Annotated in this window: 18 protein-coding genes; 6 read left to right on the top strand and 12 right to left on the bottom strand. The window is 69.8% G+C overall.

Features of this window, described 5'->3' with window-relative positions:
* The first annotated feature begins 522 nt into the window (after positions 1-522).
* Positions 523-1,152 carry a M23 family metallopeptidase gene (locus H9Y04_RS36025; protein ID WP_187818390.1) on the top strand — a complete coding sequence of 210 codons (630 nt, stop codon included), beginning with the start codon at positions 523-525 and terminating at the stop codon, positions 1,150-1,152.
* 24 nt (positions 1,153-1,176) lie between these two features.
* Here H9Y04_RS36025 and H9Y04_RS36020 read toward each other — a convergent pair whose 3' ends face one another.
* Positions 1,177-1,764: a TetR/AcrR family transcriptional regulator gene (locus H9Y04_RS36020; protein ID WP_187818389.1), complete on the bottom strand. Its 588-nt coding sequence runs from the start codon at positions 1,762-1,764 to the stop codon at positions 1,177-1,179.
* Between the two features lie 154 nt (positions 1,765-1,918).
* On the opposite strand from H9Y04_RS36020, the gene H9Y04_RS36015 reads away from it, so the two are divergent.
* The 3 genes from H9Y04_RS36015 to H9Y04_RS36005 all read left to right on the top strand — a co-directional run bounded on the left by H9Y04_RS36015 (position 1,919) and on the right by H9Y04_RS36005 (position 7,393).
* Positions 1,919-3,520 carry an MDR family MFS transporter gene (locus H9Y04_RS36015; protein ID WP_438818195.1) on the top strand — a complete coding sequence of 534 codons (1,602 nt, stop codon included), beginning with the start codon at positions 1,919-1,921 and terminating at the stop codon, positions 3,518-3,520.
* A gap of 175 nt (positions 3,521-3,695) precedes the next feature.
* A complete protein-coding gene (locus tag H9Y04_RS36010) occupies positions 3,696-4,166 on the top strand; it encodes a helix-turn-helix transcriptional regulator (protein ID WP_187818387.1) in 471 nt (156 codons plus the stop codon).
* 53 nt (positions 4,167-4,219) lie between these two features.
* Positions 4,220-7,393: an NACHT domain-containing protein gene (locus tag H9Y04_RS36005; RefSeq protein ID WP_187818386.1), complete on the top strand. Its 3,174-nt coding sequence runs from the start codon at positions 4,220-4,222 to the stop codon at positions 7,391-7,393.
* An 83-nt stretch (positions 7,394-7,476) separates the two neighbouring features.
* Here the strand turns inward: H9Y04_RS36005 and H9Y04_RS36000 are convergent, their stop codons facing one another.
* Positions 7,477-10,002 carry an ATP-dependent Clp protease ATP-binding subunit gene (locus tag H9Y04_RS36000; protein ID WP_187818385.1) on the bottom strand — a complete coding sequence of 842 codons (2,526 nt, stop codon included), beginning with the start codon at positions 10,000-10,002 and terminating at the stop codon, positions 7,477-7,479.
* Positions 10,003-10,444: 442 nt separating this feature from the next.
* Here H9Y04_RS36000 and H9Y04_RS35995 point away from each other — a divergent pair, with 442 nt between their 5' ends.
* Positions 10,445-11,017, top strand: coding sequence for an SCO3374 family protein (locus H9Y04_RS35995; protein ID WP_236071889.1), 573 nt, complete (start codon positions 10,445-10,447; stop codon positions 11,015-11,017).
* Here H9Y04_RS35995 and H9Y04_RS35990 read toward each other — a convergent pair.
* The 10 genes from H9Y04_RS35990 to H9Y04_RS35945 all read right to left on the bottom strand — a co-directional run bounded on the left by H9Y04_RS35990 (position 10,996) and on the right by H9Y04_RS35945 (position 19,041).
* Positions 10,996-11,331: a histone-like nucleoid-structuring protein Lsr2 gene (locus tag H9Y04_RS35990; protein ID WP_187818384.1), complete on the bottom strand. Its 336-nt coding sequence runs from the start codon at positions 11,329-11,331 to the stop codon at positions 10,996-10,998. The two genes, H9Y04_RS35995 and H9Y04_RS35990, sit on opposite strands and share 22 nt — an antisense overlap.
* A gap of 191 nt (positions 11,332-11,522) precedes the next feature.
* A complete protein-coding gene (locus H9Y04_RS35985) occupies positions 11,523-12,062 on the bottom strand; it encodes an amino-acid N-acetyltransferase (protein ID WP_187818383.1) in 540 nt (179 codons plus the stop codon).
* Positions 12,063-12,071: 9 nt separating this feature from the next.
* A complete protein-coding gene (locus H9Y04_RS35980) occupies positions 12,072-12,470 on the bottom strand; it encodes a BlaI/MecI/CopY family transcriptional regulator (protein WP_187818382.1) in 399 nt (132 codons plus the stop codon).
* 117 nt (positions 12,471-12,587) lie between these two features.
* Positions 12,588-12,779 (bottom strand): hypothetical protein, encoded by a 192-nt coding sequence (locus H9Y04_RS35975; RefSeq protein WP_187818381.1) that lies wholly within the window; start codon positions 12,777-12,779, stop codon positions 12,588-12,590.
* Positions 12,780-12,793: 14 nt separating this feature from the next.
* On the bottom strand, positions 12,794-13,351 hold the full coding sequence (locus H9Y04_RS35970) for a hypothetical protein (protein WP_187818423.1): 558 nt from the start codon (positions 13,349-13,351) through the stop codon (positions 12,794-12,796).
* A gap of 117 nt (positions 13,352-13,468) precedes the next feature.
* Positions 13,469-14,266: a type III pantothenate kinase gene (locus tag H9Y04_RS35965; RefSeq protein ID WP_187818380.1), complete on the bottom strand. Its 798-nt coding sequence runs from the start codon at positions 14,264-14,266 to the stop codon at positions 13,469-13,471.
* Positions 14,266-15,240 (bottom strand): carboxylating nicotinate-nucleotide diphosphorylase, encoded by a 975-nt coding sequence (gene nadC, locus H9Y04_RS35960; protein WP_187818379.1) that lies wholly within the window; start codon positions 15,238-15,240, stop codon positions 14,266-14,268. Before nadC ends, H9Y04_RS35965 begins: the two co-directional genes overlap by 1 nt.
* On the bottom strand, positions 15,237-16,982 hold the full coding sequence (locus tag H9Y04_RS35955) for an L-aspartate oxidase (RefSeq protein WP_187818378.1): 1,746 nt from the start codon (positions 16,980-16,982) through the stop codon (positions 15,237-15,239). Before H9Y04_RS35955 ends, nadC begins: the two co-directional genes overlap by 4 nt.
* Entirely contained in the window at positions 16,979-18,109 is a 1,131-nt protein-coding gene (panC, locus tag H9Y04_RS35950) for a pantoate--beta-alanine ligase (protein WP_187818377.1), read from the bottom strand. The genes H9Y04_RS35955 and panC overlap by 4 nt, the downstream gene beginning before the upstream one ends.
* Positions 18,106-19,041 carry a Rossmann-like and DUF2520 domain-containing protein gene (locus H9Y04_RS35945; protein ID WP_308801571.1) on the bottom strand — a complete coding sequence of 312 codons (936 nt, stop codon included), beginning with the start codon at positions 19,039-19,041 and terminating at the stop codon, positions 18,106-18,108. The genes panC and H9Y04_RS35945 overlap by 4 nt, the downstream gene beginning before the upstream one ends.
* Positions 19,042-19,359: 318 nt before the next feature.
* On the opposite strand from H9Y04_RS35945, the gene H9Y04_RS35940 reads away from it, so the two are divergent.
* Complete coding sequence (locus H9Y04_RS35940; protein WP_187818376.1) at positions 19,360-20,559, top strand: threonine aldolase family protein; 1,200 nt, start codon at positions 19,360-19,362, stop codon at positions 20,557-20,559.
* Positions 20,560-20,730: the final 171 nt, after the last annotated feature.

The following is a 20,730-nucleotide window of genomic DNA, read 5'->3' as shown; positions in this document are numbered from 1 at the left end:
CTCACCGTAGGCAGCGACCCCCTGCCCGTACTTCTTCAGAATTGCGGCGCCGAATCCGGTGACCCAGGTCTCAATGCGATCCACCCCCTCGTGACATGACGCACAGGCGATTTGTCCGGTACTACCCGGATTAGTTGTTCGCCGGGGCTCCGAGCTCGGGACTTTCGCCTCGCAACCCTCGGGTCTTTTGTCCCATTTGCCCATGACCAAGTCCGGGAGGCCCGAATCTCGCCTCGCCCGCCCCCGCGAAGTGCGGCTAAACGCTCATACCGCAAAGAACGTGAAGAAATCCGGTGACCTGATCGTCGGCCGACTGCAACACGTCAAGGGTCGAGCAGCCTTCGCCTGGTTTACGAGGTTGCGTAGTAGATGGGCGGTTTGGGCGGGGGTGCCCGGTCGGGTTACCAAGGGATGGCCACCCCGGCCGTGCGGTCCTCATCGAGGCCTTCGCGACCGGGTCCGTTCATGTCAGGCGACGTTCTCGTCCCCCCGAGCGAGCGAAGCCCCCTGGAGGAAACGCCGATGTCGAAGTCCGCCAAGTCCCACATAACCCGCCCCCTGCTCAGCACCCGCGCCCGCGCCACCGCCGCAGTGGTGACCGCCGGGCTCGCAGCGACCTCGCTGCTCGGAGCAGGGGTCGCGATGGCAGCGGACGAGGCGGCCGGCAACGCCGGGCAGGTTTCCACCCAGGTGACCGCGGCCTCCGCCCAGCAGGCCGCGGCCAAGAAGGCCGCCGGCTGGGAGGACCCGGTCCAGCACTACACCCTGTCCGCCAGCTTCGGCATGGGCGGCGGCATGTGGGCCCACAAGCACTCCGGCCAGGACTTCGCGGTGCCGATCGGCACCCCGGTCGACGCCGTGCACGCCGGCACGGTCGTCAAGGCGGGCCCGAACGGCGCCGGTGACGGCCCCGCGTACGGCAACGCCATCGTGATCAAGCACGACAACGGCAAGTACTCGCAGTACGCCCACCTGTCCAAGATCCAGGTGCGTATCGGCCAGCACGTGAACACCGGCCAGCAGATCGCGCTCTCGGGCAACACGGGCAACTCCAGCGGCCCGCACCTGCACTTCGAGATCCGTACGACGCCGAACTACGGCTCCGCGATCAACCCGGTCAACTACCTGCGCTCGCTCGGCGTGAAGGTCTGACCGCTCGCGAGAGCGACAACTGAACTACTTCCCGCCCTGCCCCGCATGGGCCTGGGTGACGAGATCGATGGCGACCTCGAGGACAGCGGCACGCTTCTCCTCGGGGTCGCCTTCGGCGTCCTGGAGGTGGAAGTTGCCCGCGTGCATCGTGATCAGCGCGCTGATGCAGCGCACCTGGTCGGCGAGCGGCGCGTCGGGCTCCTTGAGGATGGCCATCAGCTCGAAGATCCGGTCCTTGAACATCTCGCCGATGCTCAGCTCCCGTACCGTCGCCTGGTTCTCCTGCATGAAGCGGAAGATCGGGCCCGCGTCCATCACGATCTCGCTGTAGCGGTTGAGGACTTCCTTCTTGGTCTCCAGGCCGTGCGGCTGCCCCTCGGCCCACTCCACCAGCTCCCTGATGGGCCGCGTGCGGTCCTCGAAGACGCTGATCAGGATGTCTTCCTTGGTCTTGAAGTGGTAGTAGAGCGCCGCCTTGGTCACTTCCAGACGCTCGGCGATCTCGCGCAGCGAGGTCTTCTCGTACCCCTGCTCGGCGAAGAGCTCCAGCGCGACGTCCTGGATGCGCTTACGGGTGTCGCCCCTGCGGGGCTGCCGCGTGCTGCTGCTCATGGCTCTCTCCTGCCTACTCCCGGGGTCCTGTTGGCCCTGGGTCCAAGGGTGGATCCAAACTTACTTGACGCCCGGCTAGTTTCCCGGCTACCTTCACATCGTAGCGAACTAGCCGGGCGGCAAGTAAGTGCCGGGAGCCGAGGAAGTGATGGGGATGGCGGCCCAGACAGCGGCGGGGATACCCCCGCAGGACATGGCAGAGAAGGAACCCAAGCAGCGCAGCGTGCGCGTCGTGCTCGGTGCCCTGATGATCGCGATGTTGCTCGCGATGCTGGACAACATGATCATCGGCACCGCGATGCCGACCATCGTCGGCGAGCTCGGCGGTCTCGAGCACCTCTCGTGGGTGGTCACCGCGTACACGCTCGCCACCGCCGCATCGACCCCCATCTGGGGCAAGCTCGGCGACATGTACGGGCGGAAGGGCACCTTCCTCACGTCCATCGTGATCTTCCTGATCGGCTCCGGGCTCTCCGGAATGGCCCAGGACATGGGCCAGCTGATCGGCTTCCGCGCCATCCAGGGCCTGGGCGCCGGCGGCCTGATGGTCGGCGTCATGGCGATCATCGGCGATCTGATTCCGCCGCGTGAGCGCGGCAAGTACCAGGGCATGATGGCCGGCGTCATGGCGCTCGCCATGATCGGCGGCCCGCTGGTCGGCGGTGTGATCACCGACCACCTGAACTGGCGCTGGACCTTCTACATCAACATCCCGCTCGGCATCGTCGCGCTGATCGCCGTCACCGCCGTGCTGCACCTGCCGAAGAAGCGCTCCAAGGCGCGTATCGACTACCTCGGCGCCGCGCTCCTGACCGTCGGCATCACCTCGATCGTGCTGGTCACGACCTGGGGCGGTACGGAGTACGCCTGGGGCTCCTCGCAGATCATCGGCCTCGCCGTGCTCGGCGTCGTCTCCCTTGCGGCCTTCATCGGCTGGCAGACCAAGGCGGCCGAGCCGATCCTGCCGCTGCACATCTTCCGCAGCCGCAACTTCTCCCTGATGGCCGTCATCGGCTTCCTGGTCGGCTTCGTGATGTTCGGCGCGACGCTGTTCCTGCCGCTCTACCAGCAGTCCGTCCAGGGCGCCTCGGCCACCAACTCCGGCCTGCTGCTCCTGCCGATGCTGCTCTCGATGATGGTCGTCTCGCTGGTCGTCGGCCGGATCACCACCAACACCGGCAAGTACAAGATCTTCCCCGTCATCGGCGGCGTCCTGATGATCGTCGGCATGTTCCTCCTGTCGACGATGGGCGTGGGCACCTCGCAGCTCACCTCCGGTGTCTACATGGCGGTGCTCGGCGCCGGTATGGGCTTCCTGATGCAGATCACGATGCTCGTGGCGCAGAACAGCGTGGAGCTGAAGGACATGGGCGTCGCGTCCTCCTCGGCCACCCTGTTCCGTACGCTCGGCAGCTCCTTCGGTGTGGCGATCATGGGCGCTCTGTTCAACAACCGCGTGCTGCACGAGATGACCTCGCGCGGCGCCGAGGGCCTGCAGAACGCGCAGCTCACCCCGGAGCAGCTGAAGGGCCTGCCGGTGCAGGCCCGTGAGGCCTACGAGTACGCGGTGTCCTCCGGCACCCACATCGCCTTCCTGCTCGGCGCGGCCATCACGGTGATCGCGCTGATCGCGGCCTTCTTCGTCAAGGAGATCCCGCTGAAGGGGGCGGGCCCCAAGCCGGCCGAGGCTTCCAGGGAGGGTGGGGACGCTCCTCGGGACACTCGGGAGAAGGCGGCCGTAGCGGAGACCGTCTGATCCCCTGGCCCCAGCCCGGCCTACGAAGCCCTCGGTGACCCGCGGTCGCCGGGGGCTTCGTGCTGTGCTGCTGTCCGGCTGTCGTGCAGTCCTGTCGTCCCGCCGTCCGGCTGTCCTGCCGTCCGCGGAGGCCGGTGCGCGGCCGTTGTCAGTGCCGCGTGCCAGCATCGAAGGCATGGAACCGTCCCCGGGCTCGTCTGCGGACGCCACGCCCGTGACACCGCACCTGGTCCATCTGCGCCGGCTCCGGCTGGCCAAGGACGCGATGGACCGCGACTGGTCGGACCCCGATCTGGACCTGGACACGGTGGCCGCCCACGCCGGCTACTCGCGCTTCCATTTCGTACGGGCCTTCAAGGCCGTGTACGGGGAGACACCGGGCCAGTACCTGTCGCGGCGGCGGATCGAGCGGGCCGAGGAGATGCTCCGCACGGCGAATCTGTCGGTCACGGAGATCTGCATGCTGGTGGGCTTCAGCAGCCTGGGCACGTTCTCCACCCGCTTCAAGCAGCAGACGGGTCTCACGCCGCGTGAGTACCGCGCGAAGAACGTCGGGCGCGGGGCGGCGCTGATCCCGGGCTGCTATGCGCTGCTGTACGCGGGCGGGTTCCCCGGACGGGAACGGCACGGCAAGACGGAGACCTGACGGCAGGCACCAACTCCCCGTCACCGCAGGCACGTTGGCCCTACGCTCGTTTCATGGTCGATCCGGTAATGGTGGGGATCCGTGTCGCATCGAGCGCGGTGGCGCCACTCGTCCGCAAGCTCTTCGCGCAGCCGGGGCCGGGCGCGGCTCTCACGGAGAAGCCGGTACGGGTGTCATCCCTGGTCACCTTCAAGGGCGAGCAGCGCACACTCGGCCCCGAGGAACTGAAGCGGCTCGTACGGGAGTTGGTGCGGCGGACAGGCGGCCGGAACGCCCCGGACGAACTGGACGCGGTGGCCGACGTCCTCGAACGCACGCTGTACGCGCTGGGCGACCTGGACCTCGATGACGTACAGGCCGTGCATCTCGGCCACGAGGCCCTGGCCCGCCGCCTCCGTGTCGAGTCCGGAGGAGAGCGCCTGGTCACGCACCTCAGCCAGGACGCGACAGACCTCTACTCCCGCCTCGTGGACAGCGCCTGCCTCAACATCCTGCACTTCTTCACCCAGCGCTCCCCGTTCGTCGCGCGCACGCTGGTCGAGCAGAGCCGACAGCTGCGGGAGCTGATCGAGCGCACGGACGTCCTCATCGAGCGCCTGGGCTCCCAGTCGGCGATCGACGCGGGGTTCGAGGAGCGGTACGCGACCTATATCGCCAAGCGGCACGGCTGCCTGACGATCTACGGAATCGATCTCACCGAGAACCGTCAGTGGCCCCTGGACACCGCCTACTTGAGCCTCCAGGCCAACCACCAGACCGCCCTCGCGGCCATGGACGGCGCCGAAGCCATCATGGGCGACTGGTCGCAGCCGGTCACCCAGTCCGTCGCCCAACCCGTCGACCAGGCGTTGTCCGGCCACGCCCGCATCCTGCTGCGCGGCCACGCCGGCTCCGGCAAGACGACCCTCGTCCAGTGGCTCGCGGTGACAACGGCCCGCCAGGACCGCCTCACGGGCGCACTCGCCCGCCTCATCGGACGCGTCCCGTTCGTCCTGCCCCTGCGCACCCTCACCCGCAAGGGCGCGCACCTGCCCACACCCGCCGACTTCCTGAAGGCCGTCGGCTCCCCACTCACGGGCGCCCAGCCGCAGGGCTGGGCGGACCGCGTCCTGGCGGCGGGCCGGGGCCTGCTCCTCATCGACGGGATGGACGAGGTCCCCGAACAGGAACGGACCCGCGCGCGCGGTTGGCTCACCGACCTGCTGGCCGCCTACCCCGACAACCTCTGTGTGGTGACCTCCCGCCCTTCCGCCGTACGCCAGGACTGGCTCGGCACCGAGCACTTCACCGAGCTGACGCTCATGCCGATGAGCCGCGAGAACCTCGCGGTCTTCGTGGAACGCTGGCACGCGGCCGCAGGCGCGGATCCGGCACTCGCAGCCACGCTCCTGGACTCGATACGCACCAAGCAGGACCTGAGCCGCCTGGCCACCAACCCCCTGATGTGCGCCCTGATCTGCGCCCTGCACCGCGAACGCCGAGGCTTCCTGCCCCGCGGGCGCAAGGCCCTGTACGACGCCGCACTCTCCATGCTCCTCGAACGCCGCGACCGCGAGCGCGACATGGCCCACGCGGGCCTGGACCTCGACGAGGAATCCCAGACCGAACTGCTCCAGAAACTCGCGTACTGGCTCATCCGCAACGGCCGTTCGGCCATGGACAGGGCAGACGCGCTCGCCCAGCTGGAGCGCCTGCTCCCCGCCATGCCGTACGTGGCACAGCAAGGCGACGCGGATACCGTGCTGCGTCACCTCCTCAACCGCTCAGGCCTGCTGCTCGAACCCGCCACGGACTCCATCCAGTTCGTCCACCGCACCTTCCAGGACTACCTGGGCGCGCGTGCCGCGGTGGAGGAGCGCGACTTCGATCTCCTGCTCGGCCAGGCGCACTTGGACCAGTGGGAGGACGTCCTGCGGATGGCCGTCGCCCACGCCCGGCCCGACGAGAGGGCCCGTCTCCTCCGGGGCCTGGTCGAGCGCGGCGACAGGGAGCCCGAGCACTGCATCCGTCTCCACCTCCTCGCCATGGCCTGCCTGGAGCACGCGCCGAAGCTGGATCCTCGGGTGCGGGCGGAGGTGGAGGAGCGGGCGGGGCGGCTGATCCCTCCGTACAACCACGAGGAGTGCATGGAGCTGGCCGCACTCGGACCGATCGTCCTGGAGTTGCTTCCCGGGCCCGCACAGCTTCCGGACCCGGCCCTCGCCCCGTACGTCGTCCGAACCGCCGGCCTCATCGGCGGGGACGCCGCCCAGGCGTGCATGGTCAAGTACCGGAGCAGCGAGGACGTGAGTGTGCTGTTCCAACTCGCCCAGCACTGGGCGAACTTCGACACGGACAGCCATGCCGCAGAGATCATCGACGGGCTGCGTCATCGGGTGGACGTGGCGATCACTGTCCGGTCCACCGCCGAGCTGACAGCACTGCTCGACCTCGGGGGCCACAGCAACGTGGCGTGTGTGGGTGACTTCACGGCTGACCAAATCGTCGGCCATCTCGGAGCCATGCCCATCCACCGACTCCGGCTCGCCGAGAACTCGGTCCTGGAAGGTCTTGAGTTCCTCAGCCACTTTCCGGACCTGCGCCAGCTCTCGCTCCATGGCTGCCCCGCGGTCACGTCCCTGGAGCCGCTACGTGGACTGCCGCTGGAGAATCTCGTCGTCTCTGAGACTCCGGTTCAGGACTCCGGTGCGCTCCGAACCCTCCGTGCGCTGAAAGTCGTCAGTCTGCGCACACTCACAGCCGCGCGCGATCTGGCCGACCTCTCGCGGGAAGCCCCACTGGAATGCATCTTCCCGCCCGTCGACACACCGGGACTTGCTCCCCTGCGGGAATTCCCCCAACTCAATCAGGTCGGCCTCGATCTCGAAACCGACCTGGACGCCAAGGACTGGCACGTCCTCGCACAGCTCAGTGCGCTCAAGTATGTGAGCGTCAACAGCCGCGAGTTGGTCTCTCTCACCGCCAGTGGCGTCTCCTTGCAGAAAGTCGAGAGTGTTTTCGTCAAAGGCGATCTGCTCCCCGTGGACACCCGCGCCCTGGCTGAGCCGCTGCCCGCCCTGCGCAACTTTCACGTGTCCGGCGCCTCCGAAATCGACCTGGCCCCCTTGGTGGACTGCCCCACCTTGAAAACCGTCCACGTGATGGACACCTTCAAAGTCCGGCACGCCGATGCCCTCCCCGCCCACATCAAGCTCACCTTCACCCCACGCCCCAGCCGCCAGACATGACACCACCGGCTACAAAAGAGGCGGCCCCCGGAACCAAAGGTCCCGAGGGCCGCCCCTCCGTACAGAGCTGAACTACCGGCCGCTTACGCGTCCTTCGTCAGGTTCGGACCCGACCCACCCGCAGCCGACTCGATCGGCGGAACATCCGGCAGAGCCGACTTCTCCTCACCCCGGAAGGTGAAGGTCTTCTCGTCGCCCTCGCCCTCCGTGTCCACGACCACGATGTGACCGGGGCGCAGCTCGCCGAAGAGGATCTTCTCCGACAGGCTGTCCTCGACCTCGCGCTGGATCGTGCGACGCAGCGGACGCGCTCCGAGAACCGGGTCGTACCCCTTCTTCGCGAGCAGCTCCTTGGCGGACTGGGAGAGCTCGATGCCCATGTCCCGGTCCTTCAGGCGCTCGTCCACCTTCGCGATCATCAGGTCGACGATCTGGAGGATGTCGGCCTGGCTGAGCTGCGGGAAGACGACGACGTCGTCGACACGGTTGAGGAACTCGGGCCGGAAGTGCTGCTTGAGCTCGTCCGAGACCTTGTTCTTCATGCGCTCGTAGTTGGTCTTCGTGTCGCCCTGCGCCGCGAAGCCAAGGTTGAAGCCCTTGGAGATGTCACGGGTTCCAAGGTTGGTCGTCATGATGATGACCGTGTTCTTGAAGTCCACGACGCGGCCCTGGGAGTCGGTCAGGCGACCGTCCTCCAGGATCTGCAGCAGCGAGTTGAAGATGTCCGGGTGCGCCTTCTCGACCTCGTCGAAGAGCACGACGGAGAACGGCTTGCGGCGGACCTTCTCGGTCAGCTGGCCGCCCTCTTCGTATCCGACATAGCCGGGAGGCGAGCCGAAGAGCCGCGAGACGGTGTGCTTCTCGCTGAACTCCGACATGTCGAGGGAGATCATCGCGTCCTCGTCGCCGAAGAGGAACTCGGCGAGCGCCTTGGACAGCTCGGTCTTACCGACACCGGACGGGCCGGCGAAGATGAACGAGCCACCGGGGCGCTTCGGGTCCTTCAGACCCGCACGCGTACGACGGATCGCCTTGGAGAGCGCCTTGACGGCATCGGTCTGGCCGATGACGCGCTTGTGCAGCTCGTCCTCCATGCGCAGCAGACGCGAGGACTCCTCCTCGGTCAGCTTGAAGACCGGGATGCCCGTGGCGGTCGCGAGGACCTCGGCGATCAGCTCGCCGTCAACCTCGGCCACGACGTCCATGTCGCCGGCCTTCCACTCCTTCTCGCGCTTGGCCTTCGCGGCGAGCAGCTGCTTCTCCTTGTCGCGGAGCGAAGCTGCCTTCTCGAAGTCCTGGGAGTCGATGGCCGACTCCTTGTCGCGGCGCACGCCCGCGATCTTCTCGTCGAACTCGCGGAGGTCCGGCGGCGCGGTCATCCGGCGGATACGCATCCGGGAGCCGGCCTCGTCGATCAGGTCGATCGCCTTGTCCGGCAGGAAGCGGTCCGAGATGTACCGGTCGGCCAGCGTGGCGGCCTGCACGAGCGCCTCGTCCGTGATGGAGACACGGTGGTGGGCCTCGTACCGGTCGCGCAGACCCTTGAGGATCTCGATCGTGTGCGGCAGCGACGGCTCCGCGACCTGGATCGGCTGGAAGCGGCGCTCAAGGGCCGCGTCCTTCTCCAGGTACTTGCGGTACTCGTCCAGCGTGGTCGCACCGATGGTCTGCAGCTCGCCTCGCGCCAGCATGGGCTTGAGGATCGAGGCCGCGTCGATGGCACCTTCGGCGGCACCCGCACCGACCAGCGTGTGGAGCTCGTCGATGAACAGGATGATGTCGCCGCGGGTGCGGATCTCCTTGAGGACCTTCTTCAGGCGCTCCTCGAAGTCACCGCGGTAGCGGGAACCGGCGACGAGCGCACCGAGGTCGAGGGTGTAGAGGTGCTTGTCCTTGAGGGTCTCGGGCACCTCGCCCTTGACGATGGCCTGGGCGAGGCCCTCGACGACGGCGGTCTTGCCGACGCCGGGCTCACCGATCAGGACCGGGTTGTTCTTGGTACGGCGCGACAGGACCTGCATGACGCGCTCGATCTCCTTCTCGCGCCCGATGACCGGGTCGAGCTTGGATTCGCGCGCGGCCTGCGTGAGGTTGCGGCCGAACTGGTCCAGGACGAGGGACGTCGAGGGCGTGCCCTCGGCGGGGCCGCCGGCGGTGGCGGTCTCCTTGCCCTGGTAACCGGAGAGCAGCTGGATGACCTGCTGCCGCACCCGGTTGAGGTCTGCACCCAGCTTGACCAGGACCTGGGCGGCGACGCCCTCGCCCTCACGGATCAGGCCGAGCAGGATGTGCTCCGTGCCGATGTAGTTGTGGCCCAGCTGAAGGGCCTCGCGGAGCGAGAGCTCCAGGACCTTCTTGGCACGAGGGGTGAAGGGGATGTGCCCGGACGGGGCCTGCTGCCCCTGCCCGATGATCTCCTCCACCTGCTGGCGGACCGCCTCGAGCGAAATCCCGAGGCTCTCCAGGGCCTTAGCGGCGACACCCTCACCCTCGTGGATCAGGCCCAGGAGGATGTGCTCGGTGCCGATGTAGTTGTGGTTGAGCATCCGGGCTTCTTCCTGAGCCAGGACGACAACCCGCCGCGCGCGGTCGGTGAACCTCTCGAACATCGTTAATCGCTCCTCAGAGCGGTCAGGCAGTTAGGGGTCGGTCCCCTCCCTGTCCTTCCGCAGCTTAGTCCCGCAAGCGGGGACCGCTCATTCCAACTGCCGACACCCGGCCCAGAACCTCGGGGGCTTTTCTGCCCCGAGAGCCGACAACTGCTCCAACCCGATGGTGCGAGACGATGTTCCCGCAGGCCAGGCAGTTACCCCTTCCTCCAGTACGCCGATGGCGAACGGGAGACGGCCTCGCGGTGCGTGTCGCCCCTCCTCACTAGGAATGTCTTACCCGTTGGGACTGACACTCCATGCGGCGCACCCCGGTTCCCTCCGCTACGGGCGAACACCCTTGCGCCCTTGCGAGGGCCTTGACGACCGGGCGGCGGGAACCTTCCGTACACGACTCTGAACGCTGCGTAACCCCGGACGGTTCCCGGGAGTTGCTCCTGGCATGGTCCCCGCCACGGCGCCGCCCCGCGTCCCGCTCCCCCGCCGCCCCCTCATGGGCACCCGCATTCAGCGGTGGTACGAGGAGGAGCTGGGCTGGGCCGTCGTGCCCGGGGCGCAGGTGCGGCTGCGCGCGGGGCTGCGGTTCGACGTGCTCGACATGCCGGCCGCCGCGGGATACGCGGTGTGCGAGCGGCTCGGCGACCAGGGCACAGGACCGGTGGCTCTGCAGGGGAACACCCTGCGGTTCCTGGTCGCCGCGGGCAGCGCCGAGGAGCTGCCCGGGCTGCTCGACTGGCTCGAGTGGGGCGCACTCGCCCATGATCTGCGGGCCGTGGGCGCGGGAGGTCTGATCGACGCGCCCCTGCCGCCCGCGATGGCGGGCCCCAGGGGAGCCGCCGTATGGCTGCGGCCCCCCGAGCCGGGATGCGAGGTGGAGCCGACACTGCCGGCCCTCACCACTCTCGGGGCCGGCGCCGCAGGCCCCCATCTCGTACGCCTCGTGGACGCGGCGGCGAATGAATGCCACCGGGCCCGGCTGCTGAGTGCGACGACTCAGCCGTTGGCCTTCTGGTAGGCCTCGCGGATGTCCTGGGGGACGCGGCCGCGCGGCTTGACCTCGTAACCGTTCTCCTTGGCCCACGCGCGGATCGCGGCGGTGTCCTCGCCGCCGACCGTCGCGGCGCGCGCCTTGCCGCGCGCACCCGAGGCCCGGCCACCGGTGCGACGGCCGCCCTGCACGAACGGTGCGAGAGCGTCGCGGAGCTTGTCCGCGTTGGCGGTGGTGAGGTCGATCTCGTACGTCTTGCCGTCCAGCGCGAACGTCACGGTCTCGTCGGCCTCGCCGCCGTCGAGGTCGTCGACAAGAAGGACCTGAACCTTCTGTGCCACCGGATTTCCTTTCATCGATAACTGCACTGCATTTGGAGTACGCCCGAAAGCAAACCGCTTTTGCCGGGAAAACACAAACCCCCCAGAGAAGCCCAGGGCCCAAGCACCCTTGAAACATGCGCGTTTCGGACATAGCCACCGCTTCAAGTGCGGTCACGGGAAGAGTGCTCGGCGGCGGAAGCCGAAAAACCTCACAGATGCAGAAGCATCCGGCTGTTGCCCAAGGTGTTCGGTTTCACTCGTTCGAGACCGAGGAACTCCGCGACGCCTTCGTCCGCGGACCGCAGCAGCTCGCTGTACACATCGCCGTCGACCGGAGTCTCGCCGATCTCCACGAAACCGTGCTTCGCGAAGAAGTCGACTTCGAAGGTGAGACAGAAAACCCGGCGCACTCCCAGCCAGCGCGCGGTCTGCAGCAACTTCGCCAGGAGTTGATGACCCACTCCCGCGCCCTTGACCTCACCGTTCACCGCGAGGGTGCGGACTTCCGCGAGGTCTTCCCACATCACATGCAGGGCGCCGCAGCCGACAACCTTCGCGTTGTCATCACGTTCCGCCACCCAGAACTCCTGGATGTCCTCATAAAGCGTCACCGTCGCTTTGTCGAGGAGGATGCCGCGGTGTGCGTAGGAGTCGAGGAGCTCACGCACTGCGGGGACATCGGCGGTACGGGCACGCCGGATGGTGACGGCTTTCGCCGGCTCTTGCCGTTCGGGAAGTGCTGCGGACATGTCCGGACGCTATCGCCCTTGGGTGCCTTCGCCCGACGGGGGGTTGTCCGGCCCCTGCACCATGCGCACCGCATCGCTGAGGGCCTCGCGCTGCTCCGGAGACATCATGCCGAAGAAGGCGACGAGAGCGGCGGCCGGGTTGTCGCTCTGCGACCAGGCCTCGTTCATGAGAGCGGCCGAGTAGGCGGCGCGTGTGGAGACCGCCTCATATCGATAGGCGCGGCCTTCCGCTTCTCTGCGGACCCAGCCCTTCTGATGGAGATTGTCCAAAACGGTCATCACGGTTGTGTACGCGATGGACCGTTCCTGCTGAAGATCTTCCAGAACCTCTCGAACGGTCACCGGGCGGTTCCACTTCCACACCCGCGTCATGACCGCGTCTTCGAGTTCTCCCAGGGGGCGAGGCACACCTGAACAATAGTGGGAGATGTCCGTTACGGCCCGCCTATTGGGAACAAAAAGGGCGCACGGCTCGAAGGGGATTTCCGAGCCGTACGCGAAACCTCTGTGGAGAAGGTGCGGCGCTCAGGCCTTGGGGGCCTCGGCCGCGTGCGGCGACGCCTGGCGGGCGGCCTCGGCGCGGGCGATCGCCGCATCCACGGCGGCGTCCTCCTTGGCCTTCTTGTCGCCGCCCTGAGTCTTCACGATGACCCTGATGACCGCGCCGAAGAAGACGGCCATCACTACGGGGGGCAGGAGTGCGGAGACGTAGTCCATGCCCCCCAGAGTAGTCAGCCCGCCGCGCGCTTCTGCGGTGAGGGGTCGGGCGCCGGGCGGCGCTTGGGCGGGAAGACCTCGGCCGGGGTGGGCACCGGACGCGGGGGCGCGGGGCGCGCCGGCTGCGGGCGGCTCGCGGGCTCGTCGGCCGCGCGCCCGCCGGGCAGAGCGAGCAGACGGGTGCGCGAGACGGGGACCGTACGGCCGGAGAGCTTGGCGCGCACGGAGGCCTCCGCGAGAGTGCGGCAGCGGTCGAGCAGGGCGGCCGCGCGGGGGTTGCCGCGCAGGGCGCGCAGCGCGGCGAGGTCGTCGGGGACGGGGCGGTAACCGGCGGCCAGGGCGTCCGCGAGAAGTTCGAGGTAGCCGCTGGTGGAGCCGGGGAGCGCCTGGCGGTACCGGGCCAGATCGTCGAGCAGGAAGGCGCGCAGCCGTTCCGACTCGCGCACCGCTTCGTCGAGGCTGTACGCGAGGCGCAGGCAGTCCTGCAGCTCGGAGGCGCCGGCGTGGTCGGTCTTCAGGGCGATGGCGAGGGCGCCTTTGAGCACACGCAGCTCGTCTGCGCTGAACGCCATGCCGCCGCGGGATCCGTATGGCGTGGGCATGGGCCGACGATACGCACTAATCCGACAAAAAAGGTTTATGGGTTCATTGGTGGGCGCGTTGCTGACGGCGCGCGCCCACCGGTGCCGTCAGCTGCGCGACACGTTCCGTTCGTAGACGAGACGCAGGCCGATGAGGGTGAGCCAGGGCTCGTGCTCGTCGATCACCGCGGAGTCGGCGAGCACCAGCGGGGCGAGGCCGCCGGTGGCGATGACCGTGACGTCGTCGGGGTCCTCGGCGAGCTCCTTGGCCATGCGGTGGACCAGACCGTCGACTTGGCCCGCGAAGCCGTAGAGGATGCCGGACTGCATGGCCTCGACGGTGTTCTTGCCGATCACGTTGCGCGGGCGGTTGAGCTCGATCTTGCGGAGCTGGGCGGCCTTGACGCCGAGCGCCTCGACCGAGATCTCGATGCCGGGGGCGATCACACCGCCCACGTACTCGCCGCGCGCGCTCACCGCGTCGAAGGTGGTCGCGGTGCCGAAGTCGACGACGATCGCGGGGCCGCCGTACAGCTCGTTGGCCGCGACCGCGTTGATGATGCGGTCGGCGCCGACCTCCTTCGGGTTGTCGAAGAGGATCGGGACGCCCGTCTTCACGCCCGGTTCGACGAGGACGGCCGGTACGTCGCCGTAGTGGCGGCGGGTGACCTCGCGCAGCTCGTGCAGAACGGACGGGACGGTGGAGCAGATCGCGATGCCGTCGATGCCGTCGCCGAGCTCCTCGCCGAGCAGCGGGTGCATGCCCATGAGGCCGTTGAGCAGGACCGCGAGCTCGTCGGCGGTGCGGCGGGCGTCGGTGGAGATGCGCCAGTGCTCGACGATCTCCTCGCCGTCGAAGAGACCGAGGACCGTGTGGGTGTTTCCTACGTCGATCGTCAGCAGCATCAGACGGTCGCCTCGCGCAGGTCGAGGCCGATGTCCAGGATCGGCGACGAGTGGGTGAGGCCGCCGACCGCGAGGTAGTCGACGCCGGTCTCCGCGTACGCGCGGGCCGTGGCGAGCGTGAGGCGGCCGGAGGACTCGAGCACCGCGCGGCCCTTGGTGAGGGCGACGGCCTCGGCGGTCTCGGAGGGCGTGAAGTTGTCCAGGAGGATCAAGTCGGCGCCGGCGTCGAGGACTTCGCGCAGCTGGTGCAGGGTGTCGACCTCGACCTCGACGGGCAGGTCGGGGAACTGCTCCCGTACGAGCTTGAAGGCCTGGGCCACTCCCCCGGCCGCGACCACGTGGTTGTCCTTGACGAGGGCCGCGTCCGACAGGGACATGCGGTGGTTGACGCCCCCGCCGCAGCGGACCGCGTACTTCTCCAGGGCGCGCAGGCCCGGGGTGGTCTTGCGGGTGTCGCGGACCTTGGCCTTGGTGCCTTCGAGGGCGTCCGCCCAGGCGCGGGTCGCGGTCGCGATGCCGGACAGGCGGCACAGGAGGTTGAGCGCGCTGCGCTCGCCCGTGAGCAGGTCGCGGGTGCGGGTCGTGACGCTCAGGAGCTTCTGGCCGGCCTCGACGCGGGCGCCGTCCTCGACGTGCCGCTCGACCTCGAAGGCCTCCTCGCAGACGATCGACAGGACCGCCTCGGCCACGCGCAGACCCGCGACGACACCAGCCTCGCGGGCCGTGAAGTCGCCGGTGGCCACGGCGTCCTCGGGGATCGTGGCGACGGAGGTGACGTCCACGCCGCCGTCCAGGTCCTCGGAGAGCGCCATGTGCGCGATGTCCTCGACGAGTACGGGGTCCAGGCCCGCCTCGGCGAGCAGCTCGGCGAGCGCGGGGTCGAGGCCGCACTCCAGGGCCTCGCCGTCACCGCAGGCACAGCCGTCGCCGCAGCCTTCGTCGGCGTTGTCGACAAGGGGAAGGTCGGTGCTCACTGCTGCTCCTGGGCTCGGGTCGGAGGGAAGTATGCGGTGTCGGTGGTGCGCACGGCGAGCGTGCGGTCCGGATTGAGGGTCACGACGATGTGCTTGCGCCACTGTTCGTCGTCGCGGTCGGCGTGGTCCTCGCGCCAGTGGCAGCCGCGGGTCTCCTCGCGGCGCTGTGCGGCGGTGACCAGGACCCGGGCGACGCATAGGAGGTTGGTGGACTCCCAGGTGTCCACGCCGGGTTCGGCCGTCTTGCCGTTCTCGGCGAGCGCACCGCGGGCCTCCGCGTGGATCGCCTCGATGCGCTCGGCGGCCTCGGCGAGCGACGCGGCGCTGCGCAGGACTCCGGCGCCCTCGGTCATGATCCGCTGGATCGCGAAGCGCGCCTCCGCCGGAAGCAGCGGATGCTGCGGGACCTCCGGATGCGATACGGGGACAGGGGTGCCGGCCGCGGGCAGCTCGGCGGCGATGTCGTCGGCGATGCGCTCCGCGTAGACCAGGCCCTCCAGAAGGGAGTTGGAGGCGAGGCGGTTGGCGCCGTGCACCCCGGTGCAGGCGACCTCGCCGCACGCGTACAGGCCCGGGACCGTCGTACGGCCGCGGCTGTCGGTGCGGATGCCGCCCGAGGCGTAGTGCGCGGCGGGCGCGACCGGAATGGGCTCGGTGACCGGGTCGATGCCGTGGGCGCGGCAGGCGGCGAGGATCGTGGGGAAGCGGTGCTCCCACATCTCGGCGCCGAAGTGCCGTGCGTCCAGGTACATGTGCTCGGCGCCCTGCTCCTGCATCCGGCGCATGATGCCCTTGGCGACGATGTCGCGCGGGGCCAGCTCGGCCAGCTCGTGCTGTCCGACCATGAAGCGGACCCCGTCGGCGTCGACGAGATGGGCGCCCTCTCCCCGTACCGCCTCGGAGACCAGAGGCTGCTGGCCCTCCGCGTCGGAGCCGAGGAAGAGGACGGTGGGGTGGAACTGGACGAACTCGATGTCGCTGATCTCCGCGCCCGCGCGCAGGGCGAGCGCGACGCCATCGCCGGTGGAGACCGAGGGGTTGGTCGTCGCGGAGAAGACCTGGCCCATGCCGCCGGTCGCGAGGACGACGGCCCGGGCGTGCACCGCGCCGACTCCGTCGTGCTGGCCCTCGCCCATGACGTGCAGCGAGACTCCGGCCGTACGGCCTTCGGCGTCCGTGAGCAGGTCGAGGACCAGGGCGTTCTCGATCGTACGGATGGGGCCCGCGGGCTCCTCCGCGTCGCCCGCGTACTTGGCGGCCTCGACGAGGGCGCGGGAGATCTCCGCTCCCGTGGCGTCACCGCCCGCGTGGGCGATGCGGCGGCGGTGGTGGCCGCCCTCGCGGGTGAGCTCGATCTCGCCCGCGGCGTTCCGGTCGAAGTGGGCGCCGGTGTCGATCAACCGCCGTACCGCGTCCGGGCCTTCGGTGACCAGGATGCGGACCGCGTCCTCGTCGCACAGGCCCGCGCCCGCGACCAGGGTGTCCTCGAGGTGCTGCTCGGGGGTGTCGCCCTCGCCGAGCGCGGCGGCGATGCCGCCCTGGGCCCAGCGGGTGGAGCCGTCGTCGAGGCGGGCCTTGGTGACGACGACCGTACGCAGGCCGGAGGCGGCGCAGCGCAGGGCGGCGGTCAGTCCGGCGACGCCCGAGCCGACCACGACCACGTCGGCGTCGATGGACCAGCCGGGGGCCGGGGCGTGCAGGCGTATGCCCGTTCCCGATCCTGTGGTCGTACGGCTGCTCATACAGCGGCTCCGAAGGTGAGCGGGATGTTGTCGATCAGACGGGTCGTGCCCACCTTCGCGGCGACCGCGAGGATCGCCTCTCCGGTGAAACCGTCGGCGATCTCGGTGAAGTCGGACGGGTCGACCAGCGCCAAGTAGTCCAGGACGAGCGGCGGTTGGACCTTGGCCGCGTCGTCGAGCACACCGCGGGCTGCGGCGCGTACCGCAGCGGGGCCGCCCGTGTGGGCCTGCGCCACGGCGTGCGCGTCGGCGGCGGCGCGGGCCTCGCCGAGTGCGCCGAGCGCCTGGGCGCGTTCGCGCGTGGAGGGTGCGGCCTGGGCGCGGGCGTGCAGGGCGGCCTGCGCGGTGAGGCGGTCGCGGCCGGCGAAGAGCGCGGCGGAGAGGGCGAGCGCGGTGCGGCGTTCGGCGTCGGAGAGGTAGCGGTTGCGAGAGGACAGGGCCAGCCCGTCCGCCTCTCGTACGGTCGGCACGCCGACGATCTCGACCGGGAAGTTGAGATCGCGCACCATGCGCTTGATCAGGGCCAGTTGCTGGGCGTCCTTCTGGCCGTAGAGCGCGATGTCCGGGGCCGTGAGGTGCAGCAGCTTGGCGACGACGGTGAGCATGCCGTCGAAGTGGCCGGGGCGCGTGGCGCCTTCGAGGCGGCCGCCCATGGGGCCCGCGGTGATGCGGACCTGGGGCTCGCCGCCGGGGTAGACCTCGTCGGTGTAGGGCGCGAACACCGCGTCGGCGCCCGCCTGTCCGGCGATCTCCAGATCCGCGTCGAGGGTGCGCGGGTAGCGGTCGAGGTCTTCGTTCGCGCCGAACTGCAGCGGGTTGACGAACACCGTGACCAGGACCTGGCCCCGGGGCCCGGCGAGTTCGCGGGCGCGGCGGATCAGGGTCGCGTGGCCCTCGTGCAGGGCGCCCATGGTCATGACGACCGCGCGCAGGCCCTCGTAGCGGAGCTTGTGGAGGTCTTCGGCGGTGCGGAGGAGGGCGGGGGTGCGCGGGGCGGTGGTGTGGGGTGCTTCGGTGTTGTGCGCCTCGGTCGTGTGCGCCTCGGTCTTGTGCGCCTCGGTCTTGTGCGCCTCGGTCTTGTGCGCCTCGGTGGTCCGCGTCTCGGGGGCGCGCGGCAGGTCGGTCATCGGTCCGTCCCGTCCGCGCCGTTGGCCAGGACGCCGAGCAGGTCCTCGGCCAGTTCCGGCTTGAGCAGGCCGTGCGCGAGGGCGCGGTCGGCGGTCGCGCGGGCCATCGCGAGATAGCCGGCGACCGTCTGGGGCGCGTGCTTGCGCAACTCGGACACATGGGCCGCGACCGTACCCGCGTCGCCGCGGGCGACCGGTCCGGTGAGGGCGCCGTCGCCGGAGCGCAGCGCATTGTCGAGCGCGGCGCCGAGCAGCGGGCCGAGCATCCGGTCCGGGGCCGAGACACCGGCCTGGCGGAGCAGCTCCATGGACTCGGCGACCAGCGTGACCAGGTGGTTCGCGCCCAGCGCGAGGGCCGCGTGGTAGAGCGGGCGCGCGGCTTCCTCGATCCACTCGGGCTCGCCGCCCATCTCGATCACGAGCGCCTCGGCGGCAAGGCGCAGCTCCTCGGGCGCGGTGACGCCGAAGGAGCAGCCGGCCAGACGCTGGACGTCGACGGCGGTGCCGGTGAACGTCATCGCCGGGTGCAGGGCGAGCGGCAGGCCGCCGGCGCGCAGGGCGGGCTTCAGGACGTCGACGCCGTACCGGCCCGACGTGTGGACGAGCAGCTGGCCGGGGCGGACCGCACCGGTCTCCACCAGGCCCTCGACCAGGCCCGGCAGGGCGTCGTCCGGGACGGTGAGCAGCACGAGGTCGGCGCGGGCGAGGACTTCGGCGGGGGTGACGAGGGGGACGCCCGGGAGCATCTCGCCCGCCCGGCGCACGGAGGCGTCCGAGACGCCGGAGACGGCGACGGGGCGGTGCCCGGCGAGCTGCAGGGACGCGGCGAGCGCGGGGCCCACGCGGCCGGCGCCCACGACGCCCACGGTGAGGCGGGCGGGGCGTTCGGCGGGGTCCGGCAGTCCGGGCCCTGGGGGGTGGCTTGCGTTCACTAGACGACGGCCTTCCGTTCCAGTCCGCTCCGGGTACCGGACGATTCGTTCCGCTCTGCTGCCGGGCGCTGTCCGGGTCGTGGCGCTTGCTCCGCCCCGACGTCCTACTCTGCCCGACGATTTCTCGTCATGTTAACGCAATGGGGGGTGACGGGGTCCGGTCGTCGTCCGGTCCTCGCCTGGCCGCGGTCCAGTCCTCGCCTGGCCGCGGTCCGGTCGTCGTCCGGTCGCCGTCCGGTCGTCCACAGGCGATACGGAGCCGCGGAGAGTTATCCACAGGCTGTGCGTGGGCGGACGGGTGTGCGAGAGGATCTGTGGATGGACGACATCGAGGCTGTGGATCAGGCGGCGCAGAGCCAGGATCGGGCGGAGCCGGACGGCTCGGGTCAGGACGATCCGGGGGCCGCGCGGGAGCGGAGGCTTGCGGCGCTCCGGGCGGCGGAGCGTGTGCTGTCGCGCCCTGCGGCCGACCGCACGCTCGCGGACAACCTCGGGCGGCTGACGCGCCGGGCGCCCGAGGTGTACGACCTGGACCGGAGCTCCGACATCTATGGTGACGCGATCGTCGAGGAGCTGGAGCGCCGGGTGGCCTCGCTGCTCGGCAAGGAGGCCGCGGCCTTCTTCCCCACGGGCACGATGGCCCAGCAGATCGCCGTACGGACATGGGCGGGCCGCACGGGCAATGCGACGGTCGCCCTGCACCCCCTCGCCCACCCCGAGCAGCACGAGCGGGATGCGTTCTCCGTGGTCAGCAGGGTGCGTACGGTGCATCCGACCACCGAGCCGCGGATGCCGAGCGCCGAGGAGATCAGGGAGTTCGAGGAGCCCTTCGGCACCCTGATGCTCGAACTGCCGCTGCGTGAGCCCGGGTTCGTGCTGCCGTCCTGGCAGGAGCTCGTGGACGCGGTCGAGGCCGGGCGCGAGCGGGACGCGGTGGTGCACTTCGACGGGGCGCGGCTGTGGGAGTGCACCCCGCACTTCGGGCGCCCGCTCGACGAGATCGCGGCGCTCGCGGACAGCGTGTACGTCTCGTTCTACAAGTCCCTCGACGGCCTCGGCGGCGCGGTCCTCGCGGGTCCGCGCTCGTTCGTCGAGGAGACCAGGACCTGGCGGCACCGTTACGGCGGCCAGATCTTCCAGCAGTACCCGACCGCGCTGTCGGCCCTGATCGGCCTCGAGGACGAACTGCCGCGCCTTCCTTCGTACGTGGCGCAGGCGCGCGTGGTCGCGCAGGCGCTGCGCGAGGGGTTCACCAAGGCCGGGGTGCCGTTCTTCCGGGTGCATCCCGAGGTGCCGCACACCCACCAGTTCCAGGTGTGGCTGCCGTACGGGACTTCGGTGCTCGACGAGGCCACGGTGCGGCAGGCGGAGGAGACGGGGACGGCGCTGTTCCGCCGCTGGTTCGCGGACGGCCCGCCCGGCCTCTCGGTGACCGAGGTGACGGTGGCGGGGCCGGGGTTGGAGTGGTCGGCGGAGGATGTACGGGGGGCGGTGGAGGAGTTCGTACGGCGGCTGTAGTCGTGACCCAGCTCGTGGCCCAGCTGTGGGCAGTCGTGGCGCACGGCGGCACGGGTGGGCGCAGCGGCACCCCACGGCGGGCAGCCGACAAGCCCGCGCAGCCACCCCAAGGCTGCGTCAAGCGCGTGCCAAGCCTTGGGGCGTTTCCCCGGAAACCGCCGCACCGCGGGC

Origin of the sequence: Streptomyces polyasparticus, assembly GCF_014493765.1 — a bacterium.
Taxonomy (GTDB): Bacteria; Actinomycetota; Actinomycetes; order Streptomycetales; family Streptomycetaceae; genus Streptomyces; species Streptomyces polyasparticus.
Note: the sequence above shows the minus strand (reverse complement) of the source record. Positions and strands in the feature narration are given on the sequence as shown.